The following is a 19,314-nucleotide window of genomic DNA, read 5'->3' as shown; positions in this document are numbered from 1 at the left end:
AAACTGCTGAGCATTGCCTATGGCGTGCTCAAATCGGGCAAGCCTTTCGATCCTGCCTTAGCAATTGCACACTGAGGTGGAAGACGGTATCTACGTTTGTTTATCCCCTAAAGAACAACAACAAAAGGATCCACCATGAGTTCAACCCCCTCCCGCGATTCGCGCAGCGCGCGGTTCGCCCTGGCCTGTTCCAACTGGGCCGAGCGCTGGTTTCCCGATTCCTGGGTGTTCGCCGTGCTCGCCGTGGCCGTGGTGGCCCTGGCCGCCCTCGGCATGGGCGCGCCGGCGGCCAAGACCGCCAAGGCCTTTGGCGACGGTTTCTGGAGTCTGATTCCCTTCACCATGCAGATGGCCTTCGTGGTCATCGGCGGCTATGTGGTGGCCAGTTCCGGTCCGGCCGGGCGCCTGATCGAGCGTCTGGCGCGGGTGCCCCGTACCGGTCGTGGCGCGGTGTGCTGGGTGGCCCTGGTGGCCATGCTCGCCTCGCTGCTCAACTGGGGCCTGAGTCTGGTGTTCGGCGGCCTGCTGGTGCGCGCCCTGGCCCGCCGCGAAGAACTCAAGATGGACTATCGCGCCGCCGGCGCCGCGGCCTACCTGGGCCTGGGCGCGGTCTGGGCGCTGGGGCTGTCGTCGTCGGCGGCTCAGCTGCAGGCCAATCCGGCCAGCCTGCCGCCCTCGATCCTCGCCATCACCGGGGTGATTCCCTTCAGCCAGACGCTGTTCCTCTGGCAATCCGGCGCCCTGCTGCTGGTGCTGCTGGTGGTCTCGGCGGTGATCGCCTATGTCACCGCGCCCGGACCGGACAGCGCGCGCGATGCCCGTGCCTGTGGCGTCGACGTCACCCCGGCGCCCAAGCCGGCCGCCACACCGACCCGCCCGGGAGAATGGCTGGAATACAGTCCGATCCTGATCGTGCTGCTGGTGCTCCTGGCCGCGGGCTGGCTGGTGCAGGAATTCGCCAGCAAGCCGGCCATCGAGGCCATTTCCGGGCTGAACACCTACAACCTGCTGTTCATCTCCCTGGGCGCCCTGCTGCACTGGCGGCCGCGGCATTTCCTCGACGCCGTGGCCCGCGCCGTGCCGGCCACCACCGGGGTGCTGATCCAGTTTCCGCTGTACGGCTCCATCGCTGCCATCCTGACCAAGGTCAATGGCGCCGATGGTCAGACCCTGGCGCACCATATCGCGGCATTTTTCACCCAGATCGCCACCCACGACACCTTCGCCCTGCTGATGGGCGTCTACTCGGCGCTGCTGGGGTTCTTCATCCCCTCCGGCGGGGGCAAGTGGATCATCGAGGCGCCCTATGTGATGCAGGTGGCCAACGATCTGCAATATCACCTGGGCTGGGCCGTGCAGATCTACAACGCCGCCGAGGCATTGCCGAATCTGATCAATCCCTTCTACATGCTGCCGCTGCTGGGCGTGCTGGGGCTGAAGGCGCGCGACCTGGTCGGCTTTTCCTTCGTGCAGCTGCTGGTCCATGCACCCCTGGTGCTGGTGCTGCTGTGGCTGTTGGGGGGAACGTTGGCCTATCTGCCGCCGGTACACCCGTAGCTCGGGTGGGGCGCAGACGGTAAAGCGGGAGGGGTGGAGCGGGAGCCGGCTGAATCTCAGCCGGCGATGGCCAGGCGGGTGCTGTCGATGATGGCCTGCAGGCGGCTGGGGTTGCTGTATTCGTCGCGGTAGATCCGGCGGGTGTGCTTGGCCACGCCATGCTCGTTGACGACGATGAAGGAAAAACCACGCTTGCTGGGCGCGTCGATGACGCAGCTCATCGGCGCGAAAGCGGCGCTGAGGGCATGCATGGCGTTCTGGGCTTGGGCTTGTATGTTCATGACTTCAGTTGTAAACCTCACGTGTGACGCTGCTATGACAAAGGTCTTGACCGATAGTGCCTAGACTTTCCAGTAATTGTTAGCAATAGGCGTGCCGGAATGTAACAAGGCCTTTTCCGACACGCCCTGCCCTCACTTGCCGGCAGCCTGCTGGCGACGCTTGGCCCGCCGCGACAGCATGTTCAGGCCCTCGATCAGCGCCGAGAAGGCCATGGCCGCGTAGATGTAGCCCTTGGGCACATGGGCGCCGAAACCCTCGGCGATCAGGGTCATGCCGATCATGATCAGGAAGCCCAGCGCCAGCATCACGACGGTGGGGTTGTCGTTGATGAACCTGGCCAGGGGGTCGGCCGCCAGCAACATGACGGTCACCGCCACCACCACCGCGATCACCATCACCGGCAGGTGCTCGGTCATGCCGACGGCGGTGATGATGCTGTCCACCGAGAACACCAGGTCCAGCAGGAGGATCTGCACGATGGCCGAACCGAAGGCGAGGGTCGCCGTCTCGCCGCCCTTGCTCAGGGCGCTGTCGGGCTCGGGATCGACGTTGTGGTGGATCTCCTTGGTCGCCTTCCACAGCAGGAATAGGCCACCGGCGATGAGGATCAGGTCCTTCCAGGAAAAGCTCTTGCCGAACACCTCGATAATGGGCTCGGTGAGCTGGACGATCCAGGCCACGGTGCCGAGCAGGCCCAGGCGCAGGATCAGCGCCAGGCTGATGCCGATGCGGCGGCCCTTCTGCTGTTGGTGAGCGGGCAGCTTGTTGGTGAGGATGGAGATGAAGATGAGGTTGTCGATGCCCAGCACCACCTCCATCACGATCAAGGTGGCGAGAGCAGCCCAGACGGTCGGGTCGGCGGCGAGTTGTAGCAGATAGTCCATTGCGGCGCGGTTCCAGTGGGAAGAGAAAGGCCTGACAGGGTCAGGCCGCAGGTCTCACCATCAGAGCCTCGCATCTGTGAAATGCTCGTGAAGGCCTCTGCCGCAATTGTTTCAAACTGTCGCAGCGGTACGCCGCTGAACGAAGCGCGCCACATAGTCGTCGGCCGGCTGGCCGAGGATGTCCGCCGGGGTGCCCACCTGCACCAGCCGACCGTCACGCAGGATGGCGATGCGATTGCCCAGGCGCAGGGCCTCGTCCAGGTCATGGGTGATGAAGACGATGGTCTTGTGCAGGCGCTGTTGCAGCTCCAGCAGTTGCTCCTGCATCTCGGCGCGGATCAGTGGATCGAGGGCGGAAAAGGCCTCGTCCATCAGGATGATCTCGGTATCGGCCGCCAGGGCGCGGGCCAGGCCGACGCGCTGGCGCATGCCGCCGGAGAGCTGGTGCGGCCATTTGCGCTCGTAGCCGGCCAGACCCACCACCTCCAGCCAGTGCAGCGCCCGTTCGCGGCAGACCGCCTTGGGCTCGCCGCGCACCTTGAGACCGTAGGCGACGTTGTCCAGCACTCGCCGATGGGGCAGCAGGCCGAAGCTCTGGAACACCATGCTGATGCGCTGGCGGCGCAATTCGCGCAGCGCCGGCAGCGGCAGCTGGAGGATGTCCTGGCCATCGATGAGGATGCGCCCGCTGCTGGGATCGATCAGCCGGTTGAGGTGGCGCACCAAGGTCGATTTGCCGGAACCGGAAAGGCCCATGATGACGAAGATCTCGCCCTCGGCGATTTCCAGGGACAGATCGTCCACCCCCACCACGCAACCGGTGCGGGCGAGGATCTCGGCCTTGTCGTGCCCTTCGCGCAGCAGCGCCAGGGCCGCCTGTTCGCGCTTGCCGAAGATCTTGGAGACCCGCTCGACGACGATCTTCATCGCTCCACCTCGTGGCGCTGGCGGCCATAGGCCTGGGTGATGCGGTCGATGACCACGGCGAGGATGACGATGGCCAGGCCGGCCTGCAGGCCCTTGCCCACGTCCAGGGTCTGGATGCCCACCAGCACCTCTTCACCGAGGCCGCGGGCACCGATCATGGAGGCGATCACCACCATGGACAGCGCCATCATGGTGGTCTGGTTGATGCCGGCCATGATGCTCGGCAGCGCCAGCGGCAGCTGCACGCCGAACAGCTGCTGCCAGCGACTGGCGCCAAAGGCGTTGACCGCTTCCATGACCTCGCGATCGACCTGGCGGATGCCCAGATCGGTGAGGCGGATCAGCGGTGGCGCGGCATAGATCACCGTGGCGAAGATCGCCGGCACCTTGCCCAGGCCGAACAGCATCAGCACCGGGATCAGGTACACGAAGCTGGGCATGGTCTGCATGATGTCCAAGAGCGGCATCAGCACCAGGCGCAGGCGAGCGCTACGGGCGCAGAGGATGCCCAGCGGCACGCCGATGATGACCGCGATGGCGGTGGCCACCAGCACCAGGGCCAGGGTCTGCATGAGCTTGTCCCACAGCCCCAAGGCGCCGACCAGGAACAGCAGGCCGGTGATCAGCAGGGTCGGCAGCACCCGGCGGGTGGCGTGGGCGGCCAGGGCCGCGACGATCAGCAATAGCGCCCACCAAGGGGTGCCGCGCAGCAGGCCCTCGAGCCAGACGATGGCCTGCAGCAGGGTGTCGGAGATGGCACGGAAGACGTCGCCGTAGCGCGTCACCAGCCAGTCGACGCCACGATTGACGGCGTCGGCGAAGGAAAAGGTCAGGCCTTCGGGAAACATCCTAGAGCGCCGCCTGGATCTTGCTGCGCGCCGCGGCGTCGGTCACCCAGGCCTGCCAGAGTTCGGGATGGGCCTTGAGCAGCGCCTTGGCGGCGGTGGGGGCGTCCTGCTTGGCGTCGGCCTGCTCGGCCAGGGTGCGGTTGAGCAGCTCGATGGGCACATTGACCCGACTCAGCACGGCCACCAGTTCGGGGGCGCCGTCGTGGAAGGGCTTGGAGAGGCCGGCCTGCACCTGGATGCGCTTGGCATCGCCGTCGCGGGGCTTGAGTTGGACCATGTCGACCCGGCCCAGCAAGGGCGTCGGCGACCAGTAGTAGGTGAGGATCGGCTGCTTGCGTTTGGTCGCCGAGACGATGGCCGCATCCAGCGCCGGCCCGGTGCCGGGGCGGAAGTTGGTGTATTTGTCGCTCAGGCCGTAGCTCTGCAGCATCTGGGTGTTTTCCAGTTCGCAGGTCCAGCCGGCGGGGCAGTTGTAGAAGCGGCCCTTGCCCGGCTCTTCCGGATCGCGGAACAGCTCGGCGTACTGGCCCAGGTCGGCGATGGTCTTCAACTTGGGCGCCTTGGCGCCCTCGCCTTCGACCAGATAGCGCGGCACGTACCAGCCTTCGGTGGCGCCCTCGATAGGCGCGCCCACGCCGACCACCTTGCCGGCCGCGGCGGCCTTGTTCCAGGCCTCGCTGCGGCCGATCCACTCCTCGGCGAACACCTGGATGTCGTTGTTGCCCAGCGCCTGCTCCAGGGTGATGGAGTTGCCGGGGATGCTATCCACCTTGCAGTCGTAGCCGTGCTGCAGGACGAAGCCCATCAGTTCGGTGAGCAGCATGCCGCTCTCCCAGTTCACCCCGGCGAACTTGACCGGCTTGCTGGCACACCAGCTGTCGGCCTGGGCGGTACCGGCGGCGAGCAGGCCAAGGGAAAGGCCGGCGGCCAGGAGGGAACGGCGGGGAAAGGCTGTGGGCATGGGTGGCTCCGTCTGCACTGGGAGGGCCAGGGCGGCAGAGCCGGTCCGCTGGCGATCCTATCTTGGTCAGCGCCAACGGCTCAGGGTTCAGCCAGAGGCCCTGGCACTGCCTTCGTGAGGTTCGCGGGCACTGAAAAGTGCGACCCGGCCCACCTGGCGCACCTCGACCTGGGCGAAGTGCCGATGCAACTCGCGCTCGAGCTCCGCCAGGGTGTCGCCGGCGTTGCCGAAGATACCCTTGCGGTTGTACAAGGCCATCAATCGTTGGCCGAAGCCATTGTGGCCCGCCGCATTGCCCAGGATGGTGGCGCCGAACAGCACGCCGCCAGGCGCCAGCACCGGTGCCAGCTGGGCGAACACCCGCCCCTTCTGCGCCAGGCTGCCGGGCAGGCAGTGCAGGAGGTAGTACAGGGCGATGGAGTCGAAGGGGCCGACCGTGGGGTCCAGGGGTTCCAGCACGTCGTGGCGCAGGGTTTGGGCAGGTCGTCCGAAACGCGCACGAGCGGCGGCGAGACTGGCGGGATTGAGGTCCAGCAGGGTGACCTCGGTGGCGGCCGGCAGCTCCGCCTTGGCCAGGTAGTAGCCAGTGCCCACCCCCACCTCGAGGTGGCGCCGCCCGACGTGCTGGCGAAAGAACGGCAACAGCACCGCGGTGGTCGGGCAACCCCAGGCATAGCGGTTGGAGATGCCCAGGACCCAGGCATCGTAGAGGCGCAGGGTCAGCGGCGAATAGACGGCGGCGCCCGCCTGGCTGTCGTTACCCAAGGATGATGCTCCGGTCGATTGGTCGTCGCCACCCTAGGCTTGGCGCAGCGTCCTGGCAAGAGGCGACGACAGCCCGGCCAGCCGCTGCGCTCGAACTTTGCCCACGCTCGCCTCTTCTACCGGAGGTCACCTTCGCGGAGCCGAGCATGCGTATCCATCACCTCAACTGCGGCTGCATGTGCCCCCTGGGCGGGGCGCTGTACGACGGCTTCAGCCGCGGACTCGCCGCCCACCTCGCCTGTCACTGCCTGCTGGTGGAAACCGACCGGGACGGCCTGGTGCTGGTGGATACCGGCTTTGGCGAAGCCGATCTCCGGGAGCGCGGCCGGCGCCTGAGTCCCTTCTTCCGGCTGATGAATCGCATCCAGTACGATCCCGAACTCAGCGCCCTGGCGCAGCTCCGCCGCCTGGGTTTTCGTCCGGGCGACGTCCGCCATATCGTGCTGACCCATCTGGATTTCGACCACGCCGGCGGCCTGGACGACTTTCCCCAGGCCCAGGTCCATGTGCTGCAGCGGGAGTGGGATGCGCAGCGCCAGCGCCACGGCTTCATCGGTCGGCGCCGCTACAGTCCGGCGCAGTGGCAAGGCATCCGCCATTGGCATTTCCACGAACCCCGGGGCGAGGCCTGGCACGGCTTCGCCAGCGTGCGCGACCTGCCCGGCCTGCCGCCGGAAATCCTGATGATCCCCCTGCCCGGCCACACCCCGGGCCATGCCGGCATCGCCGTCCAGCACGACGGGGGTTGGTTGCTGCATGCGGGCGACGCCTATTTCTACCGCGACGAGATGCACCAGCCCGAACGCCACTGCACGCCGGGGCTGAGGTTCTACCAGCGGCTGATGGAAGCCGACCGCGCCAGCCGCTTAGACAACCAGGCCCGCCTGCGCGAACTCTCCCTGCGCCAGGACCTGGGGCTGACGCTGTTCTGCAGTCATGATCTGGTGGAGTTCAAGCGGTTGCAGGCAGGGACACCGTAGGTTGGGTTGAGCGCAGCGAAGCCCAACAGTGGCCAGGCCGAACCTCTAGTGCTGGGTTTCGATGATGGAGCCGTCGCAAACAACCTACGCGCGTACCCGTTAGCGGCTACTCATCGCGGCCATGGGCCGCTCCTACAGAGGGCTGGCGTCCGTAGGAGCGGCCGCATCGGCGGACCGCCATGGCCGCGATTGATCAGAGCGCAACGGCAACAATGCCAGGGCCGAATCCTTCAGGTTGGTTGCGACGACAGGGCCGTCGCAACCAACCTAGGCAATTACCGGGTAACCCTGCTCCACCGCTTCTCGCCGCCAGTCCAGCAGCGGTAGATAGGTTGTCTCATCCACCGCCGTGACACCCTCGATGGCCAGGACGTCGGCCAGCGCAGGATCGGCGGCCAGGCTGTCGTTCAAGGCGGCGCGCAGGGCTTCCACGTCCGCATCCGAACGACTGGCGGCGGTGATGAAGGGCAGCGTCGGACTGGGGCAGGTGCGTTGCAGCAGGCGCAGACCGGCGACCCGCTCGGGTTGGGCGCGTTGCAGATAGCCGTAGGTCACGGCATCCACCGAGGCCACATCGGCATGCCCTTGCTGCAACAGTGCCAGGCTGTTGGCGTGGCTCTCGCTGACGATCATCTCGCCAAAGAAGCGGGCCCGCTCCGCCAGGGGCGCCACGGCGTGGCGCAGCAGATTCATGCCGGTGTTGGAATCCAGGCCGTTGAGCGCTACGCGCTTGCCGCGCAGATCGGCCAGGCTGGTCGCCTCCAGCGTCTCGGGCACCAGGATGAAGGCGCAGTGCTCGGCTGCCTGGCAGCCCGCGAAGCGATAGCGCGGCGCCGCTACCAGGCGCACCTGGCCGCGCAGGCGGGTGGCCCAGGGATAGCCGCAGGTCTGCGCCAGCAGCAGCTCGGGATGCGTCCAGAGCGTCGACAGCTCCTCGGGCGCGGGGTCGAGCGTCTCGTCCAGGCGCAGCGCCACGGCTTCGGCCAGCTGGCGATAGGCGTCGCGCACCTCGGCAGGCTCGACGTACATGGTAAGGGCGGCGACGGTCATGGGCGGCTCCAGCACGGAAAACCGCCATTATCCCCTATCACTGCACTCAGAGCGCCGCCTTTACCCGTTCGGCGTTTTCCGCCGGCAGCCAGGTCGTCCAGACCTCCGGATGCTCCTTGAGGAAACGCTTGGCCACCACCTGGGCGTCTTCGCGTTTCTCGGCCATGCCGGCGAGGATGCCGTTGAACTGATCGAGGGGGAATTCGACCTTCTCGAACAGCGCCACCAGGGCCGGTGCCTTGTCGTGCAGGTCGCGGGAGACGCCGATGGTGATCTTGGCCGGCAGCGAGCGCGACGGCAGCGGATCGGGATTCTTCGGATCCGACAGGGTCTCCCAGGCCTTCTCACTGAAGGGTGGCTCTTCCAGCTGGACCAGCTTGTAGCGGCCCATCAGCGGGGTCGGCGACCAATAGTAGAAGAGCACCGGCTCGCCACGGCGCATGGCGGTGGCAATGGCAGCATCCAGCGCAGGGCCAGTACCGGTGCGGAAGTTGGTGTAGCTGTCGGTCAGCTTGTAGGCCTTGAGCTTCTGGCTGTTGACGATCTCGCAGGTCCAGCCGGTCGGGCAGTTGAGGAAGCGGCCCTTGCCGGGCTCTTCCGGATCGCGGAACAGCTCCTTGTAGCGCGGCAGATCGGCGACGCTCTTGAGGTCCGGCGCCTTGGCCTGGATGCCACGCGCGGGGTCGCCCTTGACCAGGTATTCCGGTACCCACCAGCCTTCGGTGGCACCCTTGACCGTCTCGCCGACGGCAAAGACCTTGCCAGCCTTTTCCGCCGCGCGCCAGGCCGGACTACGCCCGGCCCACTGCTCGCCGGTGACCTGGATGTCGTTTTGCGCCAGGGCGTTTTCCAGGGTCACGGTGTTGCCCGGCACGCTGTCGGTCTGGCAGCCATAGCCCTTTTCCACCAGCAGGCGCAGGACCTCGGTGGTGAACATGCCGCTCTCCCAGTTGGGACCGGCGAACTTGACCGTCTGCGGATAGGGACAGCCGCCGTCGGCGGCAAAGGCCAGCGGGGTGATGGCAAGGCTGGCAAGGGTCAGGGCGAGACGCAGGCGCATGGGCTAACTCTCCGACGAGGACGTGGGCCTTTCGACCCCCGGCACTGCCATTCGTCCCCGCGGCCCAGAGCTATTTCACAGCGGACCGCCCTCGGCGGTCTTGCGCAGGCCGGCGATCACCGTCTCGCCGGTTTCCCGGGCCAGCTCGGCGTACCAGGCCTGGGTGGCCTGGGGCTCATGCCCGTGAGTGATCTCACAGCGTTTGCGCGCCCGCTCGACGATGCCGGCGACCCGCTCCAACCGCGCGGCCTGATAGGCCTGGAGCGCGGCCAGGGGGTCCTGTTCGGCGTCCAGACAGCGCGCCAGCACCCAGGCATCCTCCATGGCCTGGCAACCGCCCTGCCCCAGGTCCGGGGCCATGGCATGGGCGGAATCGCCCAGAAGCGCCACCCGCCCCTGCACCAGGGTCGGCAACGGCCTGGTATCGTGGATCTCCACCCGGGCCACGCCCTGGGGGTCCAGCCGCTCGATCAGGCGCTGCACCGGCGGTGCCCAGCCGGCGAAGTGCTTGGCCAGTTCCGCGCGGTAACGGCTGCGGTCGTTGGGCGTGCCCTTGGGCAGGGGCACGTCGAAGAAGAAATAGAATTCATCGCCGCCCATGGGCATCAGCGAGACCCGCTGATGCGCCCCGACGAATTGCGCCCAGTCCTGGGCCTCGGCCAGATCCGGCGCGATCTTTACCCGCCCGTTCCAGTTCACGTAGCCGCAATACTCGCGGGTGATGGCCTGGCCCACCACCCGCTCCCGCAGGCGCGAGTGGGTGCCATCGGCGGCGATCAGCAGGTCGGCCCGTTCGCGCCGACCATCGCCGAGCAGCACGGTCACCCCGGCCGTATCCTGCTCGAAGTCCTCGCAGCCGACACCCAGGGCCACGTGCTCGGCGCCCACCGCTTCGAGCAGGAGGCGCTGCAGGTGGGCGCGAGCGATGGGGCGCGCCGGTCGACCCACGGCCTCATAGAGCGGCAACAGGCTGAACCGGGTAAGCAACTGTCCCTCATGGTCGCGATAGCTCATGGTCTGCATGTCGCCGCTGACCGCGGCGATGGCGGACCCGAGCCCCAGCTGCTCCAGCACCTTGACGCCATTGGGCCAGATGGAGAGGGCCGCGCCGATGGGGGCCAGATCCTGCGCGCGTTCGAACAGGCGGACCCGGTGGCCGGCCTGTTGCAACGCCAGGGCGGCGGTGAGACCGCCCATGCCGGCGCCGGCGATGATGATGTCGAGAGATGGCATGACGGACCTCGTTGACCGGTAACAGATACCTTGGCCAAGCAATTTCCTGACCAAGTGGTCAGGTATTGCTCTCTGGGGGTTAGCCGGCTGTCAGGGCCCCGGAAACGCACCAGGGTGGTGCCCCTTGACCATTGGTCGCTTCGTTTCCACGCAGGCTGCCCTTCGTCGGCTCGCATGACGCATTCCAGAGCTCTTCTATACTCCTAAGGTAGTCGCCAGTCGCGTTGTACCCAGCGTTCGCCATCCACAGAGGCCCGCTTGCGGCGACCACAGCGGGTGAGGAGCAGGATCATGATCAATCATGTCTGGGGCCTGCTGGCCCATCCCGATCGCGAGTGGCAACAGATTCGTCGCGAAGGGGAAACGGTCGGGCACTTCTTTGCCCATCATGTCGCCTTCCTGGCGGCCATTCCCGTCGTCGCTTCCCTCGTGGGTACCACGACCTTCGGCTGGCGCTTCGGTGGCGGTGAGGCCCATGTGCTGGACCTGCCCACGGCGGTGGTCCTGGCGGTCATCAGCTATGCGCTGATCATGGCGGCGGTGGTGGCCATGGGGCACGTGATCCACTGGCTGGCGCGGCGCTATCCGGATCGGCCCAGCGCCAACCGCTGCATCCTGTTCGCCGGCTACGTGGCCACGCCCATGCTGCTGAGCGGCCTGGTGGGCTTCTATCCGCTGGTGTGGCTGTGCGCCATCGCCGGGATCGTCGGCCTGGCCTATTCGGCCTACCTGCTCTATACCGGCATCCCCTCCTTCCTCAATATCGATCAGCGGGAAGGCTTCATCATGTCCGGCTCAACCCTGGCCATCGGGGTGCTGGTGCTGGAGGTGCTGATGGCCACCACGGTGCTGATGTGGGGTTATGGACCTGAGTTGTTTGGCTGATCGAACGTCGTTTTGACATAGCAAAAAGCCCGGATCCGTCAATCGATCCGGGCTTTTTGTCGTCAGGGGGCTAGTGGCGGGAGAAGCCGTAGAGGTCCATGGCCAGGATGCGATGGGCGATGCCATCGTGATGGACGCTGAAAGTGCCTTCGGGATCGGCCGCGCCCAGGGCAACGAACAGCGGCAACAGGTGCTCGTCGGTGGGATGGGCCTGACGGGCCTGCGGCGCCTGACGCCGGTAATCGAGCAAGGCGTCCAGATCCCGCTCGCGCAGGCGGCTCTGGATCCAGTGCTGGAAGTCCCGCACATAGCCGGGAGACTCGGCGCCGCCACGGCGGAAGTCACCGAGGTTGTGGGTCAGGCTGCCCGAACCGATCAGCAGGGTATCCGCCGGTAGCACCCTGGCCAGCGCCCGGCCCAGGGCATAGTGGTAGTCCGGTCCACGGGCGGCGCTCATCGACAGCGGCACCACGGGAATTTGCGCGTCGGGATAGAGATAGCGCAAGGGCACCCAGGCGCCATGATCCAGTCCCTGCTCGCCCGTCTCGGCCTCCCAGCCCTGCTCGCGCAGGCCCTGGGCCAGCTGCTCGGCGAGGGTCGGAGCGCCAGGCGCGGGATAATCCAGCTGATAGAGGGCCTCGGGAAAGCCATAGAAGTCATGGACGGTGGCCGGCCGCGTGGCGTTGCCGAATACCGGTATCCGGGTGTCGAAGTGCGCCGAGACCACGACGATGGCGGCCGGGGTCGGCAGCAACTGCCCCAGGGCGCGCCAGGCCGCTCCCGCCGCACCGGCGTCGAGCGCCTCCATGGGCGAGCCGTGGGAAACGAACAGGGTGGGAAGCGACATGGTGGCGACCTCTCGAGCAGGAGTCAGGAGCGCTTGCGTGCATCCCAGGAGAGCTGGCCCGCGCCCAGCAGCGCCAGGGCGGCAGCGGTCACGGCGAGAAAGACCGGATATTCCCAGCCACCGTGGGGATTGGAAAAGGACCAGCCGTTGCCGAAATGGACCGTCGCCGCCGCGAACAGTTGGACGGCAGCGACTGCCGCGACCGGACGCACCCAGGCGCCCAGGATCAGCAGCACGCCGGCGCCCAGCTCGAAGAAGGTGACCGGATAGGCCAGCCAGCCGGGAAAGCCCACCGAGGCGAAGAAACCCGCCGTGCCCGGCAGGGTGAACACCAGCAGCTTGGTAAGGCCATGGGCCAGGAACATGGCACCCAGGGCCAGGCGCAACAACAGAGGAGCATAGGAAGAGGTACGGTCGGTCATGCTGATTCTCGAACTGAGGAAAGATGACCCATTGTCCTGTTTCCAAGACGCGAATAAAGGTGCACGCTGGGAATGAACTGTGCACGTTATGGAAACAATTATTGGATACCCTGAAAGCTCTGCAGGCCTTCGTCAAGATCGTCGAACTGGGCAGCCTGACCGCGGCGGCGGAGCGGCTGGAGCTGTCCCGCTCGGTGCTCACCAAGCACCTGGCCGCCCTTGAACGGCATTACGGCACCCGGCTGCTGCAGCGCACCACCCGTACCCTGAGCCTGACCGAGGCCGGACGCACCCTCCATGAAGGACTGGTGCCCCTGCTGGGTGATCTGGAGGTCCTCGAACAGCGCCTGCAGGAAGGCCACGAACGGCCCCGCGGGCGTCTCAGGGTCAGTGCGCCCCTGACCTTTGGCGTGCGTCACCTAGCGCCCCTGGTGAGCAGCTTCCTGCACGAATATCCCGAGGTCGCCATCGACCTGGAGCTGAGCGATCGCCAGGTGCGCCTGGTCGAGGAAGGCTTCGATCTGGCCGTGCGCATCGGCGACCTCAGCGATTCCAGCCTGGTGGCGCAGCCCCTGGGGGCGGTCGAGCTATTCATCTGCGCCGCGCCCGCCTATCTGCAGCGCCACGGTCGCCCCGAGCATCCTGCCGAGTTGCGCGAGCACCGCTGCCTGCTCTACAGCTATGCCAGCGACGGCGATCTCTGGGAATTCCGGCGCGACGACGAGCGCCTGCAGATCAAGGTCAGCGGGCCGCTGCGCGCCAACAACGGCAGCGTCCTGCACCAGGCGGCGCTGGACGGCCATGGCATCATTCGCCAGCCGGATTTCCTGGTGGGTGATGACCTGGCGGCGGGTCGCCTGGAGCGACTGTTCGCGCCCTGGTACACCCAGGCCATCGCCATCCATGCCCTCTATCCCCATCGGCGCCTGGTGCCGGCCAAGGTGCGGCTGTTCATCGCCTGGCTGCAGCGACATCTGGTCACGCCCGGACCGCGAAAAGCACTGCCGTAGGTCGCCGCCGAACGGTCGTTGGGAGGGGCTTCGCAGCCTCGCGGGGCTTGCCTAGAATCCCCGTCTGTCCCGCCGGCGCTGCCGGTTTCTGCGATGGCTGTCGTCCATGTCGACCGAGAATCCCTGCCTCAGCTGTGGCGCCTGCTGCGCCCATTTCCGCGTGTCTTTCTATTGGGGCGAATGCCAGTCGGCCGGTGGCCTGGTGCCCGACCACCTGACCGTCGCGATCAGCCCGCATCTGGTGGCCATGCAAGGTACCGAGCAGAAGCCGGTACGCTGCACCGCCCTGCTCGGCGAGGTCGGCTGCGGCACGCGCTGCACCGTCTACGAGAACCGTTCCAGCACCTGCCGCGAGTTCACCGCCGCCTGGGAGAACGGCGAAGCCAATCCCCATTGCGATGCGGCCCGCGCCGCCTATGGGTTGCCGCCCCTGACGCCGCCGTTGCAGCCGCATCTGTCGCCCGATCGCGTAGCCTAGAGGAAACCAAACGGCCATCGCCGCTGCCCAAAAAGGCGACGGCTGGGCTGTAAAGCGTGGAAAATGCAGTGCGGATCAGGTTTTCACGGCCCTGCTTGATCGAATACCCTATCGCTCTTTCGCCCGCTATGCGTATCCTGTAGCGCCGAACAACAAGGCTGCTTCAACCGGCCACGTAGAGGCTCACAAAGGCTCTACGCAAGGCAAAGCTGCCGCTATACTGCCTGGCCAATACTCACACATGGAGTTTTTACATGAATAAAGCTGAGCTGATCGACGCCATTGCCGCGTCTGCCGACCTGCCCAAGGCCACCGCTGCCAAAGCCCTGGACGCCTTCACCACTGCGGTGACCGACGCCCTGAAGCAAGGCGACAGCGTCAGCCTGGTCGGTTTCGGAACTTTCGCAGTAAAAGAGCGCGCTGCTCGCGAAGGCCGCAACCCGCAGACCGGTGCCACCATCAAGATCGCCGCTGCCAAGCTGCCCGGCTTCAAGCCCGGCAAAGGCCTGAAAGACGCCGTCAGCTAAGACTGCGTTGGTCGATTCTTGTCTTCCGGGCGCTCCAGAGCGCTTCGGAAGACAGTCCCCCCGCTCCACCCGCTCTCTCCCTCCTCCGCTTTTCCCCCTCTCCCCTCTCCGTCCTAGTGAAAATCCCGACTCGACACCATGAGCTCGTCGAGCAGCGGACTCAGATCGGTCAGGCGACCGGCGATCAGGTGCTGCACCCCCGCCTCCCGTTCCAGATGCCCCTCGACCTGTAGCAGCCGTGCCTGCAGCAGGGGCCGACGCTGCTGTTCACCCACCGCGCGCCAGACCACCACATTGAGCATGCCGTGCTCGTCTTCCAGGGTCACGAAGATCACCCCGCTGGCCGTGCCCGGGCGCTGTCGGCCGCGCACCAAGCCGGCTACCCGCACCAGGGCACCGGGCTTGATCTTGTCCAGCTGCCGGAAATCCCGGCAGCGCCGCGCCTGGAGTTCGCCGCGCAGCAGACTCAGCGGATGCGGCCCCAGGGTGGTGCCCAGCATGCGGTAGTCGGCATGGACGTTTTCCGCGACACTGGGCGCGGGCAAGGCTGGTCGTTCCTCCAGGGCGCTGTCCGCCGATGCGAACAGCGGCAGCTGGCGCTCCACCCCGGCCATGGCCCAGCGCGCCTGATGGCGATCACCGGCCAGCTCCGCCAGAGCACCGGCCTCGGCCAGCTGTCCGCGCGCCCGGGCATCCAGCTCGGCCCGGCGACAGAGGTCCTCGACATCGCGAAAGGGCTGCGTACCCCGTGCCGCCACCAGGCGCCGACCCACCGCCTCCGCCAGTCCCTGCACCAGGCGCAGGCCCAGGCGGATCGCCGGCTGATGGCCGGCCCCCGCCTCCAGCCGGCAGTCCCAGTCGCTGGCCTGCACGGTCACCGCGCGCACCTCGATGCCGTGGCGCCGGGCGTCCTGGAGGACCTGGTCGGGACTGTAGAACCCCATGGGCCAGCTGTTGACCAGGGCACAGGCGAAGGCGGCCGGCTCGTGGCACTTGAGCCAGGAGCTGGCATAGGTCAGCAAGGCGAAGCTGGCGGCATGGGATTCGGGAAAGCCGTAGCTGCCGAAGCCCTTGATCTGCTCGAAGAGGCGCGCGGCGAATTCCGGGCGATAGCCGCGTTCGACCATGCGGCTGTGCAGGCGTTGACGGTGGGGTTCGAGGCCGCCATGACGCTTCCAGGCCGCCATGGAGCGGCGCAGCTGATCGGCCTCGCCCGGCGAATACTCGGCGGCGACCATGGCGATCTGCATCACCTGTTCCTGGAACAGCGGCACTCCCAGGGTGCGTTCCAGCGCCGGCCGCAATTCGTCATGGGGATAGTCGGCCTCTTCCTCGCCATTCCGGCGGCGCAGATAGGGATGCACCATGTCGCCCTGGATCGGCCCGGGACGGACGATGGCCACCTCGATCACCAGGTCGTAGAGGGTTCGCGGCCGGAGGCGCGGCAGCATGGCCATCTGGGCGCGGGATTCGATCTGGAACACCCCCACCGTGTCGGCGCGGGAGATCATGGCGTAGGTGGGCGCATCTTCCTGGGGCAGGCTGGCCAGGGTCCAGCGCTGGCCGCGCCAGTTGGCGACCAGGTCGAAGCAGCGGCGCAGGGCGCTGAGCATGCCCAGGGCGAGGATGTCGACCTTGAGCAGGCCCACGGCATCGAGGTCGTCCTTGTCCCACTGGATCAGGGTGCGCTCGGGCATGGCGGCGTTTTCCACCGGCACCAGTGTGGCCAGGGGCGCCTCGGAGATGACGAAGCCGCCGGGATGCTGGGAGAGATGCCGGGGAAAGCCGATCAACTGGCCGGCAAGGATGAGTACCCGCTGCAGCAGGGGGCTGTCGGGATCGAAACCGGCTTCGCGCAGGCGCGCGGGGCCGGGGATCTCGTCGGTCCAGCGCCCGGCGCACCCGGACAGGGCGTCGAGCTGGTCGCCCGGCAGGCCCAGCGCCTTGCCGACATCGCGCAGGGCGCCGGCGGCATGGTAGGTGCTGACCACCGCGGTGAGCGCGGCCCGCTCGCGGCCATAGCGGCGAAAGACATACTGGATGACCTCTTCGCGGCGCTCGTGCTCGAAGTCGACGTCGATGTCGGGCGGTTCGTCGCGCTCGCGGGAGATGAAGCGCTCGAACAGCAGATTGCCGGTGAGCGGATTCAGCTCGGTGATACCCAGCACGTAGCAGACCACCGAGTTGGCCGCCGAGCCGCGGCCCTGGCAGAGGATGTGCTGGCGGCGGGCATAGTCGACGATGTCGTGCACGGTGAGAAAGTAGTTCTCGTAGCCCTTCTCGGCGATCAGCGCCAGCTCCCGGGCCACCTGGTCGGTGACCCTTGCCGGCGCTCCCTCCGGCCAGCGCCAGGCCAGGCCGCGGCGGGTCAATTCGGCCAGCCAGGAGCCCGCCGTCTCGCCGGCGGGTATCACCTCCCGGGGATAGCGATAGCGTAACTCGCCCAGGTCGAAGCGGCAGCGGGCGGCGATCGCCAGGGTCTCGGCGCGCAGCGCCGCGGGATAGAGGCCCTCCAGCGCCGCCAGCGGCCGCAGATGACGCTCGCCGTTGGGATGCAGGTGATAGCCGGCCTCGGCCACCGGCAGGTGATGGCGGATGCCGGTGAGCACATCCTGCAGGGCACGGCGTCCGCGGGTGTGCATGTGCACGTCGCCGCAGGCCACTGCCGGCACGCCCAGCTGCCTGCCCAGCGCCTGCAACTGCCGGAGTCGAGCGGCATCGTCGGCGCCGCGCAGCAATTCGACGCCGAGCCAGAGGCGCTCGGCGAAGACGCTCCTGAGCCATTCGCCCTCCTCGGTCGCGGGTTCGCCGCCGGGCAGCCAGATCGCCAGCAAGCCGGGCAAGGGCTGCTGCAGATCCGCACGACCCAGCTGGTAGCGGCCCTTGGGTGCTCGGCGGCGTGCCCGGGTGATCAGCGCGCAGAGGCACTCGTAACCCGGCAGATCCTCCACCAGCAGCACCAGGCGCAGACCGTCGTCGAGGGTCAGTTCGCTGCCGATGATCAGGGGCAGCCCGACTTGGCGCGCCGCCTGCCAGGCGCGGACGCTGCCGCTCAGGGTGCATTCGTCGGTGATGGCCAGCGCCGCGTAGCCAAGCGCCCTGGCCCGCTCGAACAATTCCAGGGCACTGGAGGCACCGCGCTGGAAGCTGAAATTCGACAGGCAGTGCAACTCGGCATAGCCGCTCATGCGAACCAGCCCTGGATCCACCAGGGCGCCTCCTCGCCATAGCGGCGAAAGGCCCAGGCCTGGCGTCCGTCGGCCACCTCGATGCGGTAGTAGTCGCGCCGCTGATCACCCCCGTCCCACCAGCCGCTTTCGATGCGCTCGGGACCGGCGAGGACCCGGCGTGGCTGGCCGTCGAGGGGACGCGGTTCGCTCAGCAGCCAACCCGGACGCAGGCCGGGCAAGGCGGTCTCCAGACGCCGCTCGTGGCGCCAGACCAGGGCGCGCTCGGGACGATGATCCGCCTGGATGCCGAGACCCAGCACCGCTTCCTCGCCCAGCCGGGCACGCAGGCGTTCGCGTAGCACTTCCCAGCCCACGGCCTGGGCGGGACGCTCGTCGAACAGGCCATGGCGTTCCGGCACGAAGAGGGGCAACTCCTCGCTTTCCAGGCGCAGCGCCAGCACCGGGGCCACCACCTGCAGCTGTTCGAGGCGACTGCGGGCGAATTCGAACAGCAGGGCGGCATCGCGTTCGGGGGCCAGCAGGCCGATGGTGAGGGTGGTGGCCGGCCCCTGGCGATGTTCCAGCCAGAGCAGGAAGCGCTGCACGCCCCGGTCGCGACTGGCCAGCCAGACCGCCAGATCGGCGGTGAGGCGACGCAGGGGGAACAGCAGCGCCTGGTGGGATTCCACCTCGAAATTGAGCTCCACCCGCGCCACGAAACGATCGGGCGGCCGATAGAACTCCAGCGCCAGGCTGCGACTGCCGCCCAGCAGATCCAGCTGCTGCAGCAGCTCGGGGGCGAAGCGCCGGGCCAGGGCGGCCCTGGGCAGGGCCTTGAGTTGCTCCAGGCGGCGGATGCCCATGCGCACCAGCGCCTGGGCCTGCTGGGGGGCGAAACCGGCGCGCTCCACGGGCAGCCGATCGAGCAGGCACGGCAGGTCGTCCGGCGCGGCGATGAGACCATCGGCGACATTGGTCAGCATGCGCGCCGCCACCGGATTGGGCGCCAGGGCCAGCCGGTGGCGAAAGCCCAGGCCCTGGAGCTCTTGGCGCAGGCGCCGCTCCAGCCGTGGCCAGGGCCCCAGCAGCGGCAGGCTGGACTGGATCTCCAGCAGCAGCGCCCGCGGATAGTGGCGACTGACCTGGGAGCTGAAGCCGTAGCCCCAGGCCGCCAGCAGCGCCTCGGCCGTCTCGATGAGCGCCGGGTCGTATTCCTGCTGCTCGAAGTCGCGGGTCAGCGCCTGGGCGGCGGCCAGGGTCAGGCCGGGGCGCAGCCCCAGGGCCCGCGCGGCCGGATTGACCGCCTGCAGCAGGCGGCGCTGTGGCGGACCGGAAAGCAGCACCAGCGGCCGCTCCGGCTGGGGATGACGGCGCAGCACGGCATCCAGCGCCAGCTGTGGAAAAAGGATGCAGGCCCAGCGCATGGCA

At 67.5% G+C, this 19,314-nt stretch carries 19 protein-coding genes; 6 read left to right on the top strand and 13 right to left on the bottom strand.

Annotated elements, in window-relative coordinates; all coding sequences use genetic code 11:
- The first annotated feature begins 135 nt into the window (after positions 1–135).
- Entirely contained in the window at positions 136–1,557 is a 1,422-nt protein-coding gene (locus tag EC839_RS21030) for a short-chain fatty acid transporter (protein WP_007159036.1), read from the top strand.
- A 56-nt stretch (positions 1,558–1,613) separates the two neighbouring features.
- Here EC839_RS21030 and EC839_RS21025 read toward each other — a convergent pair whose 3' ends face one another.
- The 6 genes from EC839_RS21025 to EC839_RS21000 form a co-directional block, all read right to left on the bottom strand.
- Entirely contained in the window at positions 1,614–1,838 is a 225-nt protein-coding gene (locus EC839_RS21025; RefSeq protein ID WP_007159037.1) for a hypothetical protein, read from the bottom strand.
- A gap of 132 nt (positions 1,839–1,970) precedes the next feature.
- Positions 1,971–2,723 (bottom strand): TerC family protein, encoded by a 753-nt coding sequence (locus EC839_RS21020; protein WP_007159038.1) that lies wholly within the window; start codon positions 2,721–2,723, stop codon positions 1,971–1,973.
- Between the two features lie 111 nt (positions 2,724–2,834).
- Positions 2,835–3,650 (bottom strand): glycine betaine/L-proline ABC transporter ATP-binding protein, encoded by an 816-nt coding sequence (locus EC839_RS21015; RefSeq protein WP_007159039.1) that lies wholly within the window; start codon positions 3,648–3,650, stop codon positions 2,835–2,837.
- On the bottom strand, positions 3,647–4,498 hold the full coding sequence (locus EC839_RS21010; protein ID WP_007159040.1) for a proline/glycine betaine ABC transporter permease: 852 nt from the start codon (positions 4,496–4,498) through the stop codon (positions 3,647–3,649). Before EC839_RS21010 ends, EC839_RS21015 begins: the two co-directional genes overlap by 4 nt.
- 1 nt (position 4,499) lies before the next feature.
- Complete coding sequence (locus EC839_RS21005; protein ID WP_007159041.1) at positions 4,500–5,459, bottom strand: ABC transporter substrate-binding protein; 960 nt, start codon at positions 5,457–5,459, stop codon at positions 4,500–4,502.
- 87 nt (positions 5,460–5,546) lie between these two features.
- Positions 5,547–6,224 (bottom strand): bifunctional 2-polyprenyl-6-hydroxyphenol methylase/3-demethylubiquinol 3-O-methyltransferase UbiG, encoded by a 678-nt coding sequence (locus EC839_RS21000; RefSeq protein ID WP_007159042.1) that lies wholly within the window; start codon positions 6,222–6,224, stop codon positions 5,547–5,549.
- A 146-nt stretch (positions 6,225–6,370) separates the two neighbouring features.
- On the opposite strand from EC839_RS21000, the gene EC839_RS20995 reads away from it, so the two are divergent.
- Positions 6,371–7,204, top strand: a complete 834-nt coding sequence (locus tag EC839_RS20995) for an MBL fold metallo-hydrolase (RefSeq protein WP_007159043.1) — start codon at positions 6,371–6,373, stop codon at positions 7,202–7,204.
- Positions 7,205–7,471: 267 nt separating this feature from the next.
- On the opposite strand, the gene EC839_RS20990 is transcribed toward EC839_RS20995, so the two are convergent.
- The 3 genes from EC839_RS20990 to hpxO all read right to left on the bottom strand — a co-directional run bounded on the left by EC839_RS20990 (position 7,472) and on the right by hpxO (position 10,547).
- On the bottom strand, positions 7,472–8,254 hold the full coding sequence (locus EC839_RS20990; protein WP_007159044.1) for a phosphate/phosphite/phosphonate ABC transporter substrate-binding protein: 783 nt from the start codon (positions 8,252–8,254) through the stop codon (positions 7,472–7,474).
- Between the two features lie 46 nt (positions 8,255–8,300).
- Positions 8,301–9,314, bottom strand: a complete 1,014-nt coding sequence (locus EC839_RS20985; protein WP_007159045.1) for an ABC transporter substrate-binding protein — start codon at positions 9,312–9,314, stop codon at positions 8,301–8,303.
- Between the two features lie 75 nt (positions 9,315–9,389).
- Positions 9,390–10,547, bottom strand: coding sequence for an FAD-dependent urate hydroxylase HpxO (gene hpxO / locus EC839_RS20980; protein ID WP_007159046.1), 1,158 nt, complete (start codon positions 10,545–10,547; stop codon positions 9,390–9,392).
- A 291-nt stretch (positions 10,548–10,838) separates the two neighbouring features.
- On the opposite strand from hpxO, the gene EC839_RS20975 reads away from it, so the two are divergent.
- Positions 10,839–11,432, top strand: a complete 594-nt coding sequence (locus EC839_RS20975) for a Yip1 family protein (RefSeq protein ID WP_007159047.1) — start codon at positions 10,839–10,841, stop codon at positions 11,430–11,432.
- 70 nt (positions 11,433–11,502) lie between these two features.
- Here the strand turns inward: EC839_RS20975 and EC839_RS20970 are convergent, their stop codons facing one another.
- Positions 11,503–12,279: a class III extradiol ring-cleavage dioxygenase gene (locus EC839_RS20970; protein ID WP_007159048.1), complete on the bottom strand. Its 777-nt coding sequence runs from the start codon at positions 12,277–12,279 to the stop codon at positions 11,503–11,505.
- Between the two features lie 23 nt (positions 12,280–12,302).
- Positions 12,303–12,701, bottom strand: coding sequence for a DoxX family protein (locus tag EC839_RS20965; RefSeq protein ID WP_007159049.1), 399 nt, complete (start codon positions 12,699–12,701; stop codon positions 12,303–12,305).
- A gap of 101 nt (positions 12,702–12,802) precedes the next feature.
- Here EC839_RS20965 and EC839_RS20960 point away from each other — a divergent pair, with 101 nt between their 5' ends.
- The 3 genes from EC839_RS20960 to EC839_RS20950 all read left to right on the top strand — a co-directional run bounded on the left by EC839_RS20960 (position 12,803) and on the right by EC839_RS20950 (position 14,716).
- A complete protein-coding gene (locus EC839_RS20960) occupies positions 12,803–13,711 on the top strand; it encodes a LysR family transcriptional regulator (RefSeq protein ID WP_007159050.1) in 909 nt (302 codons plus the stop codon).
- A 106-nt stretch (positions 13,712–13,817) separates the two neighbouring features.
- Positions 13,818–14,189, top strand: coding sequence for a YkgJ family cysteine cluster protein (locus EC839_RS20955; RefSeq protein WP_027602781.1), 372 nt, complete (start codon positions 13,818–13,820; stop codon positions 14,187–14,189).
- A gap of 254 nt (positions 14,190–14,443) precedes the next feature.
- On the top strand, positions 14,444–14,716 hold the full coding sequence (locus EC839_RS20950; protein WP_007159052.1) for an HU family DNA-binding protein: 273 nt from the start codon (positions 14,444–14,446) through the stop codon (positions 14,714–14,716).
- Positions 14,717–14,829: 113 nt separating this feature from the next.
- On the opposite strand, the gene EC839_RS20945 is transcribed toward EC839_RS20950, so the two are convergent.
- Complete coding sequence (locus EC839_RS20945; RefSeq protein ID WP_039975311.1) at positions 14,830–17,904, bottom strand: error-prone DNA polymerase; 3,075 nt, start codon at positions 17,902–17,904, stop codon at positions 14,830–14,832.
- Positions 17,901–19,310 (bottom strand): DNA polymerase Y family protein, encoded by a 1,410-nt coding sequence (locus EC839_RS20940; protein WP_007159054.1) that lies wholly within the window; start codon positions 19,308–19,310, stop codon positions 17,901–17,903. The genes EC839_RS20945 and EC839_RS20940 overlap by 4 nt, the downstream gene beginning before the upstream one ends.
- Positions 19,311–19,314: the final 4 nt, after the last annotated feature.

Origin of the sequence: Pseudomonas sp. JUb52 (assembly GCF_004341115.1) — a bacterium.
Classification (GTDB): domain Bacteria; phylum Pseudomonadota; class Gammaproteobacteria; order Pseudomonadales; family Pseudomonadaceae; genus Chryseomonas; species Chryseomonas oryzihabitans.
This window is presented reverse-complemented; position numbering and strand designations above follow the sequence as displayed.